This window comes from Schaalia odontolytica, assembly GCF_024584435.1.
GTDB lineage: Bacteria > Actinomycetota > Actinomycetes > Actinomycetales > Actinomycetaceae > Pauljensenia.
On record NZ_CP102197.1, the window covers coordinates 483,686 to 502,425 of the forward strand.

Sequence of the window (18,740 nt, forward strand, 5' to 3'; positions counted from 1 at the left end):
TATCACTGCCCTGCGTGCGGATTCGATGGGCACCGGGCAGAGCACGTAGAGTGGGGTCTGGAGAATGCCCTGAGCAGGGCGTGGATATGAGGAGCAACCGTGGAATTTCTTAAGCGATACGTGGCGGCGGCGTCGATGCTCGTTGTCGCTCTCGTATGCGCCCTCGTCGGACTGCTCGGCTTGACCGTCTTCCGGCCTCCGACACAGCAGGTGTCCTCGGTCGATTCGGCGACTGATCTGATCATGACGCGCGGCAACGTACTGTCGATCGTCAAGGATGATGTGACGGTAACCGCGACGTCGAAGTCCGGCGCGCCGGTCACGCTCAGCATCGGCACGACGCAGGACGTCAAGGGCTGGATTGGCGACGCTGCCTACACCGAGGTCATCGGTGTGGAGTCTGATCGTTCAAAGCTCAAGGCCGAGTCGCACGACGCCGCGTCGTCGCCGGACGCGCACGTCGCCCAGCCCGGTGCGCAGGCCGACGTGCAATCCGGAGCACAGCCCCTCAAGGATCCCACCTCGGCGGAGCTCGTTGCGCAACTGGCGTCCTCCGACATGTGGTTCAAGAAGGCGAGCGGCGAGGGGAGCGTCAGCCTGGACTTGGAGAACGTTCCCACGGGACGCTCCGTTTTGGCGGTTTCGGCCGCCGGAGCCGGTGACCTGACGCTGACGCTGACCTGGAAGGTCGAGCAGACCAACACGCTCGCCATCATTGCATTCCTCACGGCCTGCGTCTTCGCACTCATCGCCCTCGCGCTCTTCCTGACCCGCTGGCAGCTCCTGCGCCTGCGCAAGATCCGTGCCGCGCGCATCGAAGAACGCCGCAAGGCCGACTCGTTGGAGACCGCGTCGATCAACTCCGCGGCGGTCGCCCAACGCGTGGCCGCTCACCGCGATTCCTCGCCCGTCCCCGCCGAACAGCGTGAGGACGAGGCGCCCAAGGCCCGCGACGAGTCCGCGCAGCGGAGTCAGAGGACGTCGGGGGAAGGCTGGGGGGCAGCGGTCTTCGCCGCGACGCCCACCCGCAGCGAGCCGACCGAACCCGCCGTCGAGGACACGATCGTTCGCGAGGTGCCCTCCGGATCGGACCGTGCGCACACCCCGGAGGCCGCCGGGCTGCCCGAGGACACGATCGTTCGTGAGGTGCCCTCCGGGTCGGACCGTGCGCACACCCCGGAGGCCGCCGGGCTGCCCGAGGACACGATCGTTCGTGAGGTCCCGCAGGACACCGTCGTACGCGAGGTGCCCGCAGGCTCCCCAAGCGACGCCGCCGCGACCCACGATGACGCCGCCACCACCGGCGCGGAGTACACTCCCGACCCGCTGACCGACACGATGGAGCGTCGCGGACGCCACGGGCTGGCGCAGGGACCGATCGACCAGGATCCGCCCGAGCGAGCGACCACCGACACCGGCGTCATCGACCTGTCAGGCATCCGAGGCGGGCGCACCCTGCCGTCGCGCCGCGCGCTGCGCGAAGCGCGCAACAACGGGGAGCAGGTCCTCGTCGTCGACGGCCAGGAGTTCAACACCGGCCTCATTCCGGTCACGCGCCCCCGCGACGCCGAGCAGGCCCCCGCACCGACGTCAGCCCCCGACGACGACGCGTCGGCAACCGGGGGGTGGACCTCCATCATGTCCGGCTGGCTCAAGGACCGGGAGGAGGGGACCCGATGAAGCGACGCACACTGGCGGCCGCGACCGCGGTCTTGATGGCCTCCACGCTTGCGCTGGGCGCGTGCTCTGGCGAGATCGTCGCCCAATCGGGCGATGCCGCTCAGAGCGCCGCCAACCTCGACCTGGAGCGCATCTCCTCCGTGCTCAGCGACACGGGCACGGCGATGGCTCACGCCGACACCTCAATGAACGCCGCCGACCTGTCGGGGCGCGTCTCGCAGGGGGCGCTGGCGACGCGCACCGCGCAGTACGCGCTTGCCTCCGCGTCGGGGCAAACCCCGCTCGCGCTCGACTTCACGCCCTCGTCCCTGGCGATTACGAACTCCGAGTCGTGGCCCCGGGCGATCTTCAACATCTCCGGCTCCTCCTCGACCGCGCTGCCGGTGCTCCAGGTCTACGTGCAGGAGTCGGCACGCTCGGACTACCAGCTGACCAACTACGCGCGCCTCCTGGGAGGAACGCAGCTGACACTGCCGCCCGTGGGAACAGGTTCCGCGTACGTGACCGGCACCTCCGAAGGATTCACGGTGAGTCCCGAGGCGGCGCTCGCCCAGTACATCACGATGCTCAACTCCGGGACGCAGGATACCTCGCAGTTTGTCGCGGACGAGTTCACGAAGTCCTACTTCTCGATCATCGAGGACCTCAACTCCTCGGTCAGCGCGGCCGGCTCTGTCACGCCGGCGGCAACCGCATCCGACTACCCGATCTCGGGCCTCGTCTTGCAGGACGGTTCGGCCCTGGTCGCCGCGAACTTCAAGTACACCCTGACCTACCAGCGCACTGTCGCCGGGGCCACCATGAGCCTGGGCGGCAACACGGCGGCGCTGAGCCAGTCGGGAGCAACCGTGGAAGGCAGTGCCGTGGCCAACTACCTGGGCACTGTCATCATGCGCATCCCTTCCAAGAGCGCGGGAGGAACTATTCAGATCGTCGGCGGCGAACGCTCCATCGCCTCGGTCACGCTGGATCCGTCCAGCAATCCCGGCTGAGTTTCACCCTTAGCGCACAGTTTGTCCCCGTGGCCTGGCGGCGCGGGGACGACGCCTATCATCGTCACGTACACACCTGAGTTCACGATAGGACCACGATGAACACCCAGACTCCTGGTCACAACGCGCCCGAGGCGCCCGCGCCTACACCCGCCGATTCGCACGGCGCTATCGACCTGTCGGCGCGCCTCGCCACGCCCGCTCCCAACGAAGCGGCTCCGACCGGCGAAGGCCTGCACATTCCGCTCATCACCGCCACCGACGAGGCGGGCTTCCAGGACGTTATGTCGACATCGCAGGCGGTCCCGGTGGTACTCGTCATGTGGTCGTCTCGGTCGCTCGAGTCGAAGCCAACGCTGGCCATGCTCGAAGAGATCGCACGCGAGCACGCGGGCGCGTTCCAGCTGGTCGAGGTCGACATCGATCAGGCGCCGCAGATCGCCCAGGCTTTCCAGATCCAGGCTGTTCCCACGGTCGTCGCCCTCCTCGGTGGGCGCCCCGTTCCCCTCTTCCAGGGCAGCGCCGCCAAGGAACAGGTGCTCCCCGTCGTCTCCCAGCTCCTCGAGGCGGCGGCTCAGATGGGAGTCACCGCGCGCATCGCGGTCGCCGCGGCCGACACCGCCGCTCCCATCCCGCCCGAGCACGAGGGTCCCCTGGAGGCTGAGGCGCAGGGACGCCTCGACGACGCGGTCGCGGCCTGGGAGAAGGTCATCGAGCTCAACCCGCGCGACGAGGCGGCGAAGTCTCACCTGTCGCGCGTGCGCCTGGCCGCCCGTAGCGCGCAGGCCGACGCCACCGACCCCGCGGCTCACGCGGATGCGCTTTTTGCCGCTGGGGACGCAGCGGGTGCCTTCGATGTGCTGCTTGACCTGCTGGCCGCCGCAAGCGACGATGAGGAGCGCGACGGGCTGCGCCTGCGCCTCCTCGACCTCTTCCGCGTTGCAGGCTCCACCCCCGAAGTGACCAAGGCGCGCACGCGACTGGCCATGCTCCTCATGTGATCGCGCCGTCGCGCGCTTGGCAGCAAGCGCAGTGCGAACGAGGCCGGAGCAGGATCGCCTGCCCCGGCCTCGTCGTATTGTCCTGGGTTAGCGCACCTGCGAGACCGGTGCCAGCCACACGGCGCCCAGCGGGGGAACGCGCAGCTGCGGCACGAGGGGAGGAGTCACCGAGCGATCGGTAGAGGACCAAGCGACAGGTCTTGAAATCGCGAGCAGGAGTGCGAACATGCTCCTGACGCGAGGTTTGTCATGCCTCGGAAGGGCGTGGGGCTCAGTGCTGTGAGGCGGAAGACCTCGGGGGCAGTCACGTACCCGGAGACGAGCGTCGTCGGGACGAGGATGAGATCCCGGTTACTATACGCAACATCACGCTAATCGCAAAGAGCTTTTAAAGAAAGTGTCTTGACAGTGTATAGAATCGCTCGTTACAGTCAAGATGACAGTAAGGTCGGAAGAAGGAATAACTGACATGAGGATAGCAATGCGCCTATCTTGCTGTGTTGTTCTTATCGTAGGCATGATGGGCGTTGTCGCGCCCGCGAGTGTTTCGGCACATGCGGTGTTCTCAGCGTGCTGAAGAACTGTGCGTACTACTCGGAGAGTGGACACTGCGTCGATTGGTATCCCCAATCAGTGGACGTGCTATAACGATCTGGAATCGTCCTCATGAGGATTATCAGATTGCCCAATGTCTGACTTGGTTGGGCTACGTTTCGAGGGGGTGAAACCGGTGAAGTGGTTCATTATCGCCGCCATCTTCGTTGTCGTCGCCACCTGGTATGGCTGGCATTCGACGCACAGTGAGCTGACGAAGAAGATCGACCGAGAATCCGATCCTGAGGCCCGGCGCGAACTCATCAAGCTACAGGGACAGATAGACCGGGGGAGGGCGGGCCTCTAACCGCCCGACACCCACCATACCCTCGCCAGCAAGCGCAGTGCGAACGAGGCCGAAGCAGGATCGCCTGCCCCGGCCTCGTCGTATTGTCCTGGGTTAGCGCACCTGCGAGGCCGGCGCCAGCCACACGGCGCCCAGCGGGGGAACGCGCAGCTGCGCCGACACGGGACGCCCGTTCCACGGCGTATCCTCCGCGATGACGGAGCCGACGTTGACGACACCCGACCCGCCGAACTCTTCGGCGTCGGTGTTCAGGATCTCTACCCACTCACCGCCGAAGGGCAGGCCCACGCGGTAGCCCTCGTGCGGGTTGCCGGCGAAGTTGGACACGCACACGATGACCTCGCGGTTGCCCTGCTCATCCGAGCCCTTACGCAGGTAGGAAATCAGGTTATGGTCCCCATCGGAGGCGTCGATCCACTCGAATCCCGTGTAGTCGTCGTCCCACAGAGCGGGGGAGGAGGTGTAGATGGCGTTGAGCCGCTCGATCAGGTGCGCGACGCCCGCGTGACCCTCCTGGTCCAGGAGCCACCAGTCGAGGGAGTAGGACTCGTTCCACTCCTGCTCCTGGCCGATCTCCTGACCCATGAAGAGGAGCTGCTTGCCCGGGTGGCTCCACTGGTAGGCGTAGAGCGAACGCAGCCCGGCGAGCCGCTGCCACTTGTCCCCGGGCATCTTGGAGATGAGGGAGCCCTTGCCGTGGACAACCTCGTCGTGGGAGAGGGGAAGCACGTAGTTCTCGGAGAACGCGTACACGAGCGAGAAAGTCAGCTCGCCGTGGTGCCACCTGCGATTGACGGGGTCCTCGCTGAGGTAGCGCAGGGTGTCGTTCATCCACCCCATGTTCCACTTCATGCCGTAGCCCAGGCCACCGCCGCTGGTCGGCGCGGTCACGCCGGGCCACGCGGTGGACTCCTCCGCGATCATCACGATGCCGGGGTGGCGGCGGTAGGCGGTCGCGTTCGCCTCCTGGATGAACTCGATGGCCTCCAGGTTCTCTCGCCCGCCGTACTGGTTGGGACGCCACTGACCGTCCTTGCGCGAGTAGTCCAGGTAGAGCATCGACGCCACCGCGTCGACGCGCAGGCCGTCAATATGGAAGTCCTCCAGCCAATACAGGGCGTTGGCGACCAGGAAGTTGCGCACCTCGCGGCGACCGAAATTGAACACGTAGGTGCCCCAATCGGGGTGCTCTCCGCGCAGCGGGTCCGGGTCCTCGTAGAGGGGCGTGCCATCAAAGCGCGCCAGCGCGAAGTCATCCTTCGGGAAGTGCGCGGGAACCCAGTCCAAGATGACGCCGATACCCGCGCGGTGGAAGGCATCAACCAGGTAGCGGAAGTCATCCGGCGTCCCGTAGCGCGACGTGGGCGCAAAGTAGGAGGTCACCTGGTAGCCCCACGAGCCGCCGAAGGGGTGCTCGGCCAGGGGCATGAACTCGACGTGCGTAAAGCCCATCTGCTTGACGTAGGGGACCAGCTCGTCGGCCAGCTCGCGGTAGCCCAGGCCCTGACGCCACGAGCCCGCGTGGACCTCGTAGACGGACATGGGGCCGGTGTGGACGTTGCGGTCCTTGCGCGTTTCCATCCACTCCTGGTCCCCCCAGGTGTGGAAGTAGTCGGTGACCACCGAGGCCGTGGCGGGGGGAATCTCCGTGGCGCGGGCGAGCGGATCAGCCTTCTGGAACCAGTTGCCACCCGGACCCTGGATCTCGAACTTGTAGCGCGCGCCCACGCCAACGTCGGGAACGAAGATCTCCCACACGCCCGAGGATCCCAGAGAACGCATCGACGTCGTGGAGCCATCCCAGTAGTTAAACTCGCCGACAACGCGCACCGCGCGCGCGTTGGGGGCCCACACGGCGAAGGCGGTGCCGGAGGTCTCGCCCAGCTCGTCGGTGTAGGTCGTCACGTGCGCGCCGAGAACCTTCCACAGGTTCTCGTGGCGGCCCTCGGAGATCAGGTAGGTGTCCATCTCGCCCAGGGTCGGCAGGTAGCGGTAGGGATCGTCGCGCACCGTCGTGTCTTCGCCGTAGGTGACGGACACGCGGTAGGGAGGGATCTCCTTGCCGGGCACGACCGCGACCCAAACGCCGCCTCGCTCGTGGGTGGCGGCGTAGGCTCCCGTGGGCGTGATGATGTCGACGGCGTCAGCCAGGTGGGCGACCGTGCGAATCGTGACGCCCGTGTCGCCAAGGTGCGCGCCGAGCACGGCGTGTGGCGAGTAGTAGGAGCCTGAGGCAACGGCGTCGAGGGTGTCGTCATTGACCGGGATCGGCGTAAGTTCGAAGCTCATGGATGTTCCTTACTCCAGGTGGTGTGAACCGCTCAGTTCACGGGTGTTTGTAGTCTATCCTCTGCCTGGCAAAAGGGGGAGGTGGGTCTCATTTTGCCGGGCGTTTGAGGCGGCGCGGGAACGTCGGCCTTGCCGGGTTGCACGCCGACGACCCGCCGCCGTCAGGCCTGTGCCCACGGGGAGGAGTGGGCGGGTTCGACCGTGAAGACGTGGCCGAGGCGAGTCACGGGGGAGAGCGACACCCAGTTGGACGAACCCCACACGTAGGAGCGCCCGTCCAGCTCATCCACGACGGTGATGTGTCCGCCCGGCGTGGCCAGGCCCATGGCCTCCAGGTCGAGTTCCACCGAGGCGTCGACGCCGTTGTGCGGATCCAGCGAGATGACACAGATGACGGTGTCGGGTACGCCGTCGTGCGTGAATCGTCCGGGCATCTGGCGCGAGAACGCGACGAGGCGGTCCGAGGACGTTGGGTGAATGCGGATCTGGTGGAGCTGACGGAGCGCCGGATGCTTGGCGCGCGCCGCGTTGAGCAGTGTGAACAGGCGCGTAATCCCGATGTCGTCGGCGTCCGCCCACCGGCGCGGCCGGAACTCGTACTTCTCGTTGTCGTTGGGTTCCTGGAAGGACCCTCGCGGCACATTCTCGACGAACTCGTAGCCAGAATAGATGCCCCAGGTGGGCGAGCCCAGCGCGGCAAGCATTGCGCGGATCGCAAAGATGGCCGTGCCCCCCTCCCACATTTGCGGGGTGAGGATGTCATGAGTCGTCGGCCAGAAGGCCGGGCGCATGAGGTGCGCGGTGTCCTGGGAGACCTCGAGCAGGTAGTCTTCGATCTCCGTCTTGGCGGTCCTCCACGCGAAGTAGGTGTAGGACTGATCGAAGCCGATTGCCCCCAGGGTGCGCATCATCGCGGGGCGCGTGAAGGCCTCAGCAAGGAAGAGCGTGCCCGGGTGGGCGGCCTTGACGTCGGCGAGCATCTTCTCCCAGAACGGAATGGGCTTCGTATGCGGGTTGTCGACGCGGAAGATCGTGACCCCGTGGCGAATCCAGACCTCGATGACCGCCCGGATCGCCTCGTAGATCCCACCCGGATCATTGTCGAAGTTCAGCGGGTAGATATCCTGGTACTTCTTGGGTGGGTTCTCCGCGTAGGCGATGGAGCCGTCGGCGCGGGTCGTGAACCACTCGGGGTGCTCGCTCACCCAGGGGTGGTCGGGGGAGCATTGGAGGGCGAGGTCCAAGGCGACCTCCAGCCCAAGGCTGCGCGCGCGGGCGACAAACCGATCGAAGTCGTCGAAATCACCTAGGTCGGGGTGGATCGCGTCATGCCCGCCGTCGGGGGAGCCGATGGCGTAGGGGGAGCCGGGATCGCCCGGGGCGGCGGTAAGCGAATTGTTCTTGCCCTTGCGGTGGGTCGAGCCGATCGGATGGATCGGTGTCAGGTAGACGACGTCGAAACCCATCTCCGCGATGCGGGGCAGCTCCTCGGCGGCGCTGGCGAGCGTGCCCGAGACCCACGACCCGTCTGGGCGTTGGAAGGCCCCGGCCGATCGGGGAAAGATCTCGTACCAGGCGCCGGCGAGCGCCTTCGCGCGGGCGACGTCGAGGCGGTACGTGCGCGAGGATCCGATGAGGTCGCGCAGCGGGTGATCGCGGAAGATGAGCCGCACGCGCGAGGAAATGCCCGCCGAGAGGCGCTGCTGGGCGGAGTGGGCGGTGTCGCGCAGGCGGCGGGCGGCGTCGTGGAGGACCTCAATGTCCGAGGCCGGGGGGCGCTCCTGCGTCGGGTTTGCCTCGGCATCACCGGCAGCTGCCCGCTCCATGAGGCGGGCGCCCTCTTCCAGCATGAGTTCCACGTCCACGCCCGCGCCGAGCTTGACGGTGGCGTCGTGGTGCCACGTGGCGTAGGGGTCGGACCAGGAATCGACGCGGAACGACCATGCGCCCGGCGCGTCCGCGGCGACCCATGCTTCGTAGCGGTCCAAACCGGGGGCGACGTCGACCATGCGCGTGCGGGAGTGCTCACCCCCGCCGGGGGTGAGGAGGACGGCTTCGGCGGCAAACGCGTCGTGTCCTTCGCGGAACACGGTTGCGCGGATGGGGAAGGGCTCTTCTTCGGTCGCCTTAGCGGGAAGCGTTCCGTCCTCGACGACGGGAAACACTTCAATGATCGGGATACGGGGTAGCAGGTTCTCGCTCACATGTCTCACACTAGCCTATTGGCACGCGCGGGCGGACGCGAAACGGCCGCGGTGACCCGTGCGTGTCGGGGCGGGAGAACCCCGTTGGCGAGGCGCACAAGAACGCGGAGCAACCCGCAGGGGGCGCTCCGCGTCCAAACGAGGCGACGCCTAGTACCGCACGCTCTCGAGGGCAGCCCAGATGGACGCGCCAAAGACGACGAGCACGATGATCGTGACGACGACGCCGATGATCTGCCAGACGAACACGGCACGCGCAAAGTTCCTCTTGGACGGGGAGGAAGCGGAGGACAGGGCGAGAACCAGGAGGTAGACGAAGCCAACCAGCGGAATCCAGCACAGGAGGAGGGTGATCATCCACCCGCCGACGCTATCGTCGGGATGCTCCGGGAAGTGACCGTATGCCATGGGCGTCTCCAATCGCGTGAGGGTCAGTAGTTCATCTGCATGGCGGTGCGGACCTCGGAGAGGGTCTGGTCCGCCTGCTCGTTCGCGCGTTCATTGCCCGCATGCAGGATGGACAGCAGGTGGTCCTCGTTGGCGATGAGCTCGGCCCGGCGCGCACGCAGGGGAGCGAGCATGTCGTTGAGGGAGTCCGTGACGAGGGCTTTGAGGGCTCCCGCGCCGCCGTCTCCGATGCGATCGGCGATCACCTCGGGGGCGTCACCGGTGGCGAGCGAGGCCAGCATCAGGAGGTTCGACACCTCGGGACGCCCCTCGGGGTCGAACGTGATGCGGCGCTCGGCATCGGTCTTGGCCTTCTTCAGGATCTTCGCGGTCTCATCGGCGCTCATGCGCAGTTCGATCGTGTTCCCGCGCGACTTGGACATCTTCTGTCCGTCGGTGCCCAGTAACAGAGGGACCTCGGACAGGAGGGCCTCGGGGCGAGGGAAGACGGGACGCTCCGGGGTCGCGCGCCCGTAGCGCTTGTCGAAACGTTGAGCAATGAGGCGGGCCTGCTCCAGATGGGGGAGTTGGTCCTGGCCGACCGGGACAATGTTGGCCTTGCAGAAAAGGATGTCTGCCGCCTGGTGGACCGGATAGGTGAGCATGAGGCCCGTCATGGCGCGCCCCTCCGTGGCCTCCAGCTCCGCCTTGACCGTCGGGTTGCGGTGCAGCTCGGACTCTGTGACGAGGGAGAGGAAGGGGAGCATCAGCTGGTTGAGGGCGGGCACGGCCGAATGATTGAAGATCGTGGAGCGCTTCGGATCAATCCCGGCGGCGAGGTAGTCCGCCACGAGGCCCAGGACGCGCTCTCGAATCGGCCCCACGCCGTCGCGGTCGGTAATGACCTGGTAGTCGGCGACCAGCACCCAGGTGTCGACCCCGCGATCCTGCAGGAGCACCCGGTTGCGCAGGGTGCCAAAGTAGTGACCCAGGTGGAGGTGCCCCGTCGGGCGGTCACCCGTGAGGATGCGGAAACGCGACGGATCCTGGTCGATGGCCAGGTCGATCTCGGCGCTGCGCGCCTTGGATCGAGCCAGAGAGGCATCGGAGGTGGAGGTTTCCAGGGCGTCTTCACTGCGTGTCATGCGTTGTTCCTAACGGGTGGATGGGGGTGAAGGGAAAACGTGGGTTCGCTCAGCTTTCCGGGTGGAAGCATACGTCCGACAGGAGGATGGTCACGGAGAGAGCCTCGATGGAAAGCGTGGAACGAGGGGTGACGTGCTCGACCTCGAGGGAGAGCTCACCCGGGTCGCGTAAGGCGCCGACGCCTCCCTGCGCGGGAGACTCCCACACGGTGGAGTATGCGATCAACCAATCCAGGTCGTGTCCCGCCGGGAGGGTGACGTGAGCGTCGTCAAGGTTCGCATTGATGATGATGAGGGCGTCGCGATCCCCCCACTTCAGACCGGATCGCAGTATCTGGAACGTGCGATGACGCGAGTCCGTCCACCCGTAGTCCGGCATGGGCGTGCCCTGGGCGGTGTACCACGACAGGTCGGGAATCGTGTCGCCGCCGTAGGGCTGGCCGGTGGCAAAGCGGTCAGGGCGCAGGACTGGGTGAGCCCTGCGCAGTGCGATCAACCAGGAGACGGTGTCGATCTGCGCCTGCTGGCCCTCGGCCAGGTCCCAGTCGATCCACGAGATCGGATCGTCCTGGCAGTACGCGTTGTTGTTGCCGTACTGGGTGCGGCCAAACTCATCCCCTCCCAACAGCATCGGCGTGCCCGAGGAGACGAACAACGTGGCCAGGATGTTGCGCTGCGAGCGTGCCCGCAGGTCGGCGATCGTCATGTTGGAGAGGATCGCGTAGGGGGTCACAGCGTTGGGGTGCGTCGCGTTGGACGCGAGAGTGCCCTCGACCCCGTGGTTCCACGAACGGTTGTCGTCCGAGCCGTCCCGGTTGTTCTCCAGGTTCGCCGTGTTGTGCTTGCGGTCGTAGGCGGTCAGGTCCGCCAGCGTGAATCCGTCGTGGGCGGTCACGAAGTTGATGGATGCCCGAGGTCCACGCAGTCGCCCGAGGCCGTGTTCGAAGACGTCCTGGGAGCCAGACAGGCGAGTCGCCAGGTCATTCGGCCCGGACACGACATGGCCCGATGCCTGGGCGCGCACGTCCGCGAGCCAGAAGTTACGCAGCGCGCCCCGGTAGTGGTCGTTCCACTCGGAGAAGGGGACCGGGAAGTTACCTGTCTGCCAGCCGCCGGGGCCCACGTCCCACGGCTCGGCGATGAGCTTGGCGTGCGCAAGGTCGTCATCGGTCGCCATGGCGATGAGCAGCGGGTGCATGGGACTGAATCCGGTCGCGAAGCGGCCCAGCGTGGCCGCCAGATCGAAACGGAAGCCGTCCACGCCCATGTCGCGGACCCAGTAGCGCAGCGAGTCCAACACCATCTGGATCGCCTTGGGGTGGTCCACGTTCACCGTGTTGCCGGTTCCGGTCACGTCGATGGTCTGGACCGGACGCGAGGTGGTGTGTCGGTAGTAGAGATCGGAGTCCAGGCCTCGCCACGACAGCGAGGGGCCTGCGTCGCCTCCCTCGCACGTGTGGTTGTAGACGACGTCGAGAATAACCTCAATGCCGGCTTGATGCAGCAGGGACACCATGCCGCGGAACTCGTCGACAACGGCCTGGGCGCCTCCCGCCCGGGACTCGGCGGTAGCGTAGGAGGGTTCGGGTGCAAAGAAGGACAGGGTGGAGTAGCCCCAGTAGTTCGTCAGGCCGCGCTCGGTGAGGAAGGGCTCGTCGCACTTGGCGTGCACGGGGAGCAGTTCGACCGCCGTGATCCCCAGATCCTTCAGGTAGGACACGGACGCCGGGTGGGCGAGGCCGGCGTAGGTGCCGCGCAGGCGCGGGGGCACACCCGGCATGTTCTTGGTAAAGCCCTTGACGTGAATCTCGTAGATGACGGTGGTCTCCCACGGCGTGTGCGGCCTGGGTGCAATGGGAAAGGACGGGTCAACGACAACCGAGCGCGGCATGTGCGGGGCGGAATCGAGGGGCGAGCGGCGCATCGGATACTCCGACGGGTACAGCTCCTCGTCCACGCAGTGGGCGTACACCGCGGGCCGCAGATCAACAGCGCCTTCGATGCCCCGCCCGTAGGGGTCGAGCAGGAGCTTGTGGGAGTTGAAGAACTTGCCGCCGTCGGGGTCCCAGGGGCCGTGGACGCGGAAGCCGTAGCGGGTGCCCGCGCCAAATCCGGGAATGTGGCCGTGCCACACGCCCGTGCGCGGACCCATCAGGGCGTAACGTGTCTCCGCCCCTTCCTCGTCGAAGATGCACATGTCCACAGCGTGAGCGTCCCGGGCTACCACGGCAACGTCAAGCCCATCCCCGGACGTGTACACGCCGATACGTGTCGGGGTCGGGTTGGGCGCGGTGACCCGCACGGTTGGGATGCGGGACGAGCCCGAACGCTCGGACATAGACGAGAGCCTCTTCCTGATGAACGACCGACCGTGCCGCGGCGGCGGGCACAGTCGCCATCCATGATACGTGACCGTTAACGTCGGGGCTGGATTGGAGGTCTCGGCTCGACTATGAAGAGCGGCACGCGTCGGTGAGGGGACCCTCATGTGGGCGAGGGGCGCGGAGTATGGCACGCTAGAAGCCATGAGAATTGTCGTGTGTGTGAAGCATGTCCCCGACATGCAGTCCGAACGTCGCTTCGAGGGCGGCCGCCTGGTGCGCGGTGAGGACGATGTGCTCAACGAGCTAGACGAGAATGCCATCGAAGCTGCCGTCAGCCTGAAGGAAGCCGAAGAGGACGCGGGCCGCCAGGCCGAGGTCATCGCGCTGACGATGGGACCCGAGGACGCCGAGGACTCCCTCATGCGCGCCCTGCAGATGGGCGCCGACCGTGCCTACCTCGTGACCGACGAGTTCCTTGAGGGCTCTGACGTCATCACGACCGCCTCTGTCCTGTCCGTTGCGATCGCGAAGATCAGCGAAGAATGCGGCCCCGTTGATCTCGTGATCACCGGCATGGCCTCGCTGGACGCGATGACCTCCATGCTGCCCGGCGCACTGGCCGCCAAGGCTCACATGCCGCTGCTCGGACTGGCGCGCTCCCTGAGCGTCGACAGTGGCGCCGTCACGATCGAACGCGCCGTCGACGGCTACACCGAGACCGTGCGTGCCGCGCTGCCCGCCGTCGTCTCCGTGACCGATCAGATCAACGAACCGCGTTACCCGGCCTTCGCCGCCATGAAGGCGGCTCGCAAGAAGCCGCTGGAACAGTGGGGGATTGATGACCTCGTCGAGGTTCCCGGTGGTGAGGCCCTGACGCTGCGTCGCGCCCTTTCCTCCGTGACTCACGGCGAGGAGAAGATACGCGACGGCTCCGGAACGATCATCCAGGACGCCGGCGAGGGCGGGCGCGCGCTGGCCGACTACATCCTTTCGGTGGTGAAGTGATATGACGCAGCAGCAGATGAGTTCCCCGATCCTTGTTCTGGCCGATCAGGCGGGCGATCACCTGACGCCCCTGGCCCGCCAGGCGCTCACGCTGGCCGCGTCCCTGACCTCCGCCGACGTCGTCGCCCTGTCCCTGGCCGCCACCCCGGATGTGGCCGCGCTGTCTGAGCTGGGTGCGACCCAGCTGCTGCATGCCGACATGGGTCAGGTCGCGCGTTCATCGGTCGTCGCCTCCGACGCGCTTGTTTCCGCGCTGGCGACCGACAACTTCGGCCTGGTGCTGCTGTGCTCGGACTACCGCGGGCGCGAGATCGCCGGTCGCGTCGCGGCGCTGACCGAGGCGGGCGTGGTTTCCGGTGCATCCTCCGTCTCCTTCGACGGCGGAGTCCTCCAGATCGGCAAGACCGCACTGGGGGGTTCCTGGTCGATGCGCATCGTCCTCGAGGGCCAGACCCCGATCGTCGGCATCGCCTCCGGCGTCATCGACGAGGCAGAGGTGGCCTCTCCTGTTGCCCTGACTCCGCAGGCCCTGTCGGTCGAGCTGAGCCCCGAAGCCCGCGCGATCGAGGTCGTCTCAAGCGTCGCCGACGACTCCGAGGGCGTGTCCCTCCAGGACGCGTCGACGGTCGTGTGCGGCGGACGTGGCGTGAACGGAGACTTCGGGCTGGTTCGGTCCCTGGCCAACGCCCTGGGTGGCGCCGTGGGGGCGACCCGCGTCGCCTGCGACGAGGGCTGGGCTCCGCGCAGCGAGCAGATCGGTCAGACCGGCCTGACTCTCACCCCGAACCTGTACATCGGGCTCGGCGTGTCCGGGGCGATTCACCACACCGTTGGCATGCAGTCCGCAGCCCACATCGTCGCGGTCTGTGACGATCCCGACGCCCCGATCTTCGAGATCGCGGACTTCGGCGTGGTGGGCGACGTCACCGAGGTGGTGCCCGCAGCGCTGGCGGCCATCGAGGAGGCGCGCGCCCAGGAGTGAGCGTCTATCTCGACCACGCGGCGACCACCCCGCTGCGCGAGTGCGCGCTCGAAGCGTGGACCCGCGCTCAGCGCGACCTGAGCGCCTCTCCGGGCAACCCCGCCGCCCTTCACTTCGGAGGGCGGCGCGCCCGTCGCATGCTCGAAGACGCCCGCGAGCAGGTCGGGGCCTGCCTAGGGGCCGACATGCACGAGGTCATCTTCACCTCCGGTGCCACCGAATCGGATGCCCTCGGCGTCATGGCTGCCGCCCGAGGGATGCGCTCGCGCGATGGGGCTCGTGAGCTGATCGTCGTCTCGGGTCTCGAGCACGACGCGGTCGCCCATCAACGTGAGGTTGCCTCGCGCGAGGGCTTCTCCTGGGAGGTTCTGCCCGTGGATGCGAACGGCGTGTCCATCCTGCCCGGTATTTCCGGTGACGACGTGCCTGCCTCGTGGGACAGTCGCCTCGCGCTTGGATCCATGACCCTCGTGTCCTCCGAGATCGGTACGATCCAACCCGTCGACGAGTTTGCGTCGCGCGTGCACGCGGACGGCGGCCTGGCTCATAGTGACGTTGCCCAGGCGATTGCCACCATGGACGTGTCGTTTCGTCGCATGGGAGTGGACCTCGTGAGTGTTGGCGGGCACAAGGTCGGCGCCCCGGCGGGCATCGGGGTCCTCGTCGCCCGTCGCGGCATACCCATGGTGACCGACCGGCCTGGGGGCGGACACGAGCGCTCAATCCGGTCGGGCACGCCCGACGTCGCGGGTACCTGCGCCCTAGCTGCGGCGCTCGATGAAACGGTGCGCGAGCGCCCCGCGTTTGCCCGCCGCTCCCGTGAGCTGCGTGAACACCTCCTCACTCACCTGCCGCTCGGCGTGGAGGCGACGGTGGGGGAGTCGGCCGCCTCCAGCGCGATCATTCACCTGTCCCTGCCGACGTCGCGCCCCGAGGCCGTCCTCATGGCCTTCGACATGGCCGGCATCGCCGTATCCGCCGGATCTGCCTGTCATGCGGGGGTCACGCGCCCCTCCGAGATCGTCATGGCGATGGGGCGCAGCGAGGAGGCGGCGCTGGGGGTCCTGCGCGTGTCCCTCGGGCATGACACGACGCGCGCCGACATCGACGCTTTTCTCGGCGCCCTTCCGTCGGCCATTCGGGCGGGAGCATCCCTCGATGGAGTCACTCACGCCCGCAACGAACGCAACGAGGAAGGGTAGCGTATGCGAGTACTCGCAGCTCTGTCCGGCGGAGTGGATTCCGCGGTCGCCGCCGCGAAGGCCGTCGAGGCCGGGCACGACGTCGTCGGTGTCCACATGGCGCTGTCCTCCCAGCCTCAGGAATGCCGCATTGGCTCGCGCGGATGCTGCTCGATCGAGGATGCCGGGGACGCGGCGCGTGCCGCGCAGATCATCGGCATACCGTTCTACGTGTGGGACCTAGCCAGCGAGTTCGAACAGACCGTCATCACGGACTTCATCGCCCAGTACAAGGCTGGGCGTACCCCCAACCCTTGCGTGCGCTGCAACGAGTTCGTCAAGTTCCGCGAGCTGGCCAGCAGGGCCCGCGCCCTCGGCTTCGACGCGGTGTGTACGGGGCACTATGCTGCAATCGTTGACGGGCCCTCGGGGCCGGAGCTGCACAGGGGAGCGGACGCGCTCAAGGACCAGTCCTACGTGCTGGCGGTGATGGGACCGGAGGAGCTGGCTCGCGTCGTTCTTCCCCTGGGACAGGCGCCTTCCAAGGCGTGGGTGCGCGCCGAGGCCGAGCGCCTGGGCCTGGGCGTGTCCAACAAGCCGGATTCCTACGACATCTGCTTTATCCCCGACGGGGACACGCAGGGTTTCCTGCGCGCGCACCTGGGATCGGCCGAGGGCGAGATCATTACCCCCGACGGGCACGTGGTGGGCAACCACGACGGCTACTGGAACTTTACCGTCGGCCAACGCAAGGGCCTGCGACTCGGGGCGCCAGCGCCCGACGGACGCCCCCGCTACGTGCTGGAGACGAGGCCCGAGACCAACCAGGTGGTCGTGGGTTCCTTAGAGCTCCTGTCCATCTCCCGTATCCACGCGACGAACGCCGTGTGGCTTGCCTCCGATGACGCGGGGAATGAAGCCGCCGACCTCTTCGTTCAGCTGCGCGCCCACGGTGCCCCCATCCCCGTGGCCGAGCTGGTCCGCGACGAGGCCTCGGCCACGATCGACGTGGTCCTCGAGGATGGCGCGCGCGGCGTTGCCCGGGGCCAGTCGATGGTCATCTACCGGGGAAGCCGCGTCCTGGGGGAGGGGACGATCGGGCGCACGGAGCGCTGAGGGGCGCACCCGGGCGAAAGCCCACCGCTGACCGACCGGCGCGGAGGCCCCGCACGCGCCGTGTGGCTCGGTGCGGCGACGCCGCCTGGCTCTTCGGCTACACTTGGGTGCGCGCGCGAGTGGCGGAATTGGCAGACGCGCTGGATTTAGGTTCCAGTGTCTTTGACGTGTGGGTTCGAGTCCCATCTCGCGCACGGTTGCCCGGCCCGGTCGCACCGGGCGAGGTCGCGCCGATAGACTGAGGCCATGAGCGCTTTGGAAATTGGCTGCAAGGCCCCCGAGTTCACCGCCGAGACCACTCAGGGAATCCTGTCCCTGTCGGATCTCCTCGCCGCTTCGTCGCGCGGCGTCGTCGTCTACTTCTACCCGAAGGCATCCACGCCCGGCTGCACCAAGGAGGCCTGCGACTTCCGCGACTCCCTGGCCTCCCTGCAGGGCGCGGGCTACTCGGTCATCGGCGTGTCCGCAGACTCGATGGCCGCATTGGAGCGCTTCAGCGAGAAGCAATCCCTGACCTTCCCCCTGGCCTCCGACCCCGAGCATCACGTTCTCGAGGCCTACGGCGCGTGGGGTGACAAGAAGAACTACGGTCGCACCTACGTGGGCATCATCCGCTCGACCATCGTCGTGACACCCGATGGGCGGGTGGCCCTGGCCCAGTACAACGTGAAGGCCACTGGGCACGTCGCCCGCCTGCGCAAGGCACTGGGACTCGACTGAGAGATTTGCTTCCTGAGTAATTGCAGCGTATGATTGTCGAGCAATTCATAGCGTTCCGTCAATGGAGAACTCATGGGAGCAACATCGCCGGAATCGTATCGGAGCAACTTAGGGCATCTTGCTGGAGGAAACCGTCAGGGGGTGTATCCCAGTCCGGCGCCGCGCCTCGTGTCTGTTGGGCAGATGTATGTTCCTGAATCGGAGTTGCATGAGTCGCGTCAGCGCGATGCTCAATCGATGTTCCAGAACGATACGACGGGTGTCGAGTCCTACATGCGCGGTGCGCAATACGAACGGAAGAAGAACTGGAAGCTTGGCTTTGGGATGTTGATGTTTGGGCTAGTCATTGGGCTCATCGTATCGCTTGCGGTAACGGCGTCAATTGTCTACTTCAATAAGATTCGTGTGAAGAGCTTCGCGCAGGCGGTGAAGTCGTGCAACGCCGAATACTATTCGACGGTAGCCGTGGATGGCTCCAGCCTCGAGATGCACACGGCCGGGACCAAACACCCGGGCATGAGCGTCACGACGATGCAATGTGTTTTCGATGAACTTCATGTTCCTGCCGCAGCGCGACAGCGAATGGCCTCGACCCGCGCGCTTGACGGCACTCAAGAGGAAACATGGGGATCGTATCGTGCGACATGGAACTATCATCCCGAGAACGGACTGCACGTTGTCGTCAGTGTCCGCTAGGCCCTGTGTTCCAGTCGGATCGTGCCGCGTTACTCGCGGGGGCATGGCCCGGAGCGTGAACGGTGCGTGAGTGACAAGGGGAAAGCACGTAAGATTGGAGCGAATTTCAATCAGTGA

15 protein-coding genes and 1 tRNA gene are annotated in these 18,740 nt (G+C 66.6%); 11 read left to right on the forward strand and 5 right to left on the reverse strand.

The genetic code is table 11. From position 1 onward, the window contains the following. Window positions 1-135 precede the first annotated feature (135 nt). The 4 genes from NQK35_RS02150 (at window position 136) to NQK35_RS02165 (ending at window position 4,574) form a co-directional block, all read left to right on the forward strand. Window positions 136-1,680, forward strand: a complete 1,545-nt coding sequence (locus NQK35_RS02150; RefSeq protein ID WP_257114754.1) for a hypothetical protein — start codon at window positions 136-138, stop codon at window positions 1,678-1,680. Next, window positions 1,677-2,672, forward strand: coding sequence for a hypothetical protein (locus NQK35_RS02155; protein WP_009211972.1), 996 nt, complete (start codon window positions 1,677-1,679; stop codon window positions 2,670-2,672). The genes NQK35_RS02150 and NQK35_RS02155 overlap by 4 nt, the downstream gene beginning before the upstream one ends. 98 nt (window positions 2,673-2,770) lie before the next feature. Next, window positions 2,771-3,673: a tetratricopeptide repeat protein gene (locus NQK35_RS02160; protein ID WP_257114423.1), complete on the forward strand. Its 903-nt coding sequence runs from the start codon at window positions 2,771-2,773 to the stop codon at window positions 3,671-3,673. Window positions 3,674-4,403: 730 nt separating this feature from the next. Next, the gene (locus NQK35_RS02165) at window positions 4,404-4,574 is read left to right on the forward strand and encodes a hypothetical protein (protein ID WP_034231984.1); all 171 of its coding nucleotides are present in this window, start codon (window positions 4,404-4,406) and stop codon (window positions 4,572-4,574) included. A 93-nt stretch (window positions 4,575-4,667) separates the two neighbouring features. On the opposite strand, the gene glgB is transcribed toward NQK35_RS02165, so the two are convergent. The 5 genes from glgB to glgX form a co-directional block, all read right to left on the reverse strand. Continuing rightward, window positions 4,668-6,863: a 1,4-alpha-glucan branching protein GlgB gene (gene glgB / locus NQK35_RS02170; RefSeq protein WP_257114424.1), complete on the reverse strand. Its 2,196-nt coding sequence runs from the start codon at window positions 6,861-6,863 to the stop codon at window positions 4,668-4,670. A gap of 161 nt (window positions 6,864-7,024) precedes the next feature. Continuing rightward, entirely contained in the window at window positions 7,025-9,067 is a 2,043-nt protein-coding gene (locus NQK35_RS02175; RefSeq protein ID WP_257114425.1) for a maltotransferase domain-containing protein, read from the reverse strand. A gap of 150 nt (window positions 9,068-9,217) precedes the next feature. Next, entirely contained in the window at window positions 9,218-9,475 is a 258-nt protein-coding gene (locus NQK35_RS02180; protein ID WP_048740769.1) for a hypothetical protein, read from the reverse strand. Between the two features lie 23 nt (window positions 9,476-9,498). After that, complete coding sequence (gene trpS / locus NQK35_RS02185; RefSeq protein WP_009211965.1) at window positions 9,499-10,599, reverse strand: tryptophan--tRNA ligase; 1,101 nt, start codon at window positions 10,597-10,599, stop codon at window positions 9,499-9,501. Between the two features lie 49 nt (window positions 10,600-10,648). Then, window positions 10,649-12,937, reverse strand: a complete 2,289-nt coding sequence (glgX, locus tag NQK35_RS02190; protein WP_009211964.1) for a glycogen debranching protein GlgX — start codon at window positions 12,935-12,937, stop codon at window positions 10,649-10,651. 187 nt (window positions 12,938-13,124) lie between these two features. Between glgX and NQK35_RS02195 the strand changes: the two genes are divergently transcribed. From NQK35_RS02195 to NQK35_RS02225, 7 genes are all read left to right on the forward strand, one after another. Next, window positions 13,125-13,928, forward strand: coding sequence for an electron transfer flavoprotein subunit beta/FixA family protein (locus NQK35_RS02195; protein ID WP_034231981.1), 804 nt, complete (start codon window positions 13,125-13,127; stop codon window positions 13,926-13,928). Window position 13,929: 1 nt separating this feature from the next. Continuing rightward, the gene (locus NQK35_RS02200; RefSeq protein ID WP_257114426.1) at window positions 13,930-14,910 is read left to right on the forward strand and encodes an electron transfer flavoprotein subunit alpha/FixB family protein; all 981 of its coding nucleotides are present in this window, start codon (window positions 13,930-13,932) and stop codon (window positions 14,908-14,910) included. Next, complete coding sequence (locus NQK35_RS02205) at window positions 14,907-16,112, forward strand: cysteine desulfurase family protein (protein WP_257114427.1); 1,206 nt, start codon at window positions 14,907-14,909, stop codon at window positions 16,110-16,112. The genes NQK35_RS02200 and NQK35_RS02205 overlap by 4 nt, the downstream gene beginning before the upstream one ends. Before the next feature lie 3 nt (window positions 16,113-16,115). After that, the gene (gene mnmA / locus NQK35_RS02210; protein ID WP_257114428.1) at window positions 16,116-17,207 is read left to right on the forward strand and encodes a tRNA 2-thiouridine(34) synthase MnmA; all 1,092 of its coding nucleotides are present in this window, start codon (window positions 16,116-16,118) and stop codon (window positions 17,205-17,207) included. A gap of 113 nt (window positions 17,208-17,320) precedes the next feature. Further along, window positions 17,321-17,401: transfer RNA gene (locus NQK35_RS02215), tRNA-Leu, on the forward strand. Window positions 17,402-17,453: 52 nt separating this feature from the next. Further along, window positions 17,454-17,927, forward strand: coding sequence for a peroxiredoxin (locus NQK35_RS02220; protein WP_009211959.1), 474 nt, complete (start codon window positions 17,454-17,456; stop codon window positions 17,925-17,927). A gap of 72 nt (window positions 17,928-17,999) precedes the next feature. After that, window positions 18,000-18,623: a hypothetical protein gene (locus tag NQK35_RS02225; RefSeq protein WP_156794380.1), complete on the forward strand. Its 624-nt coding sequence runs from the start codon at window positions 18,000-18,002 to the stop codon at window positions 18,621-18,623. The last annotated feature ends 117 nt before the right edge of the window (window positions 18,624-18,740 follow it).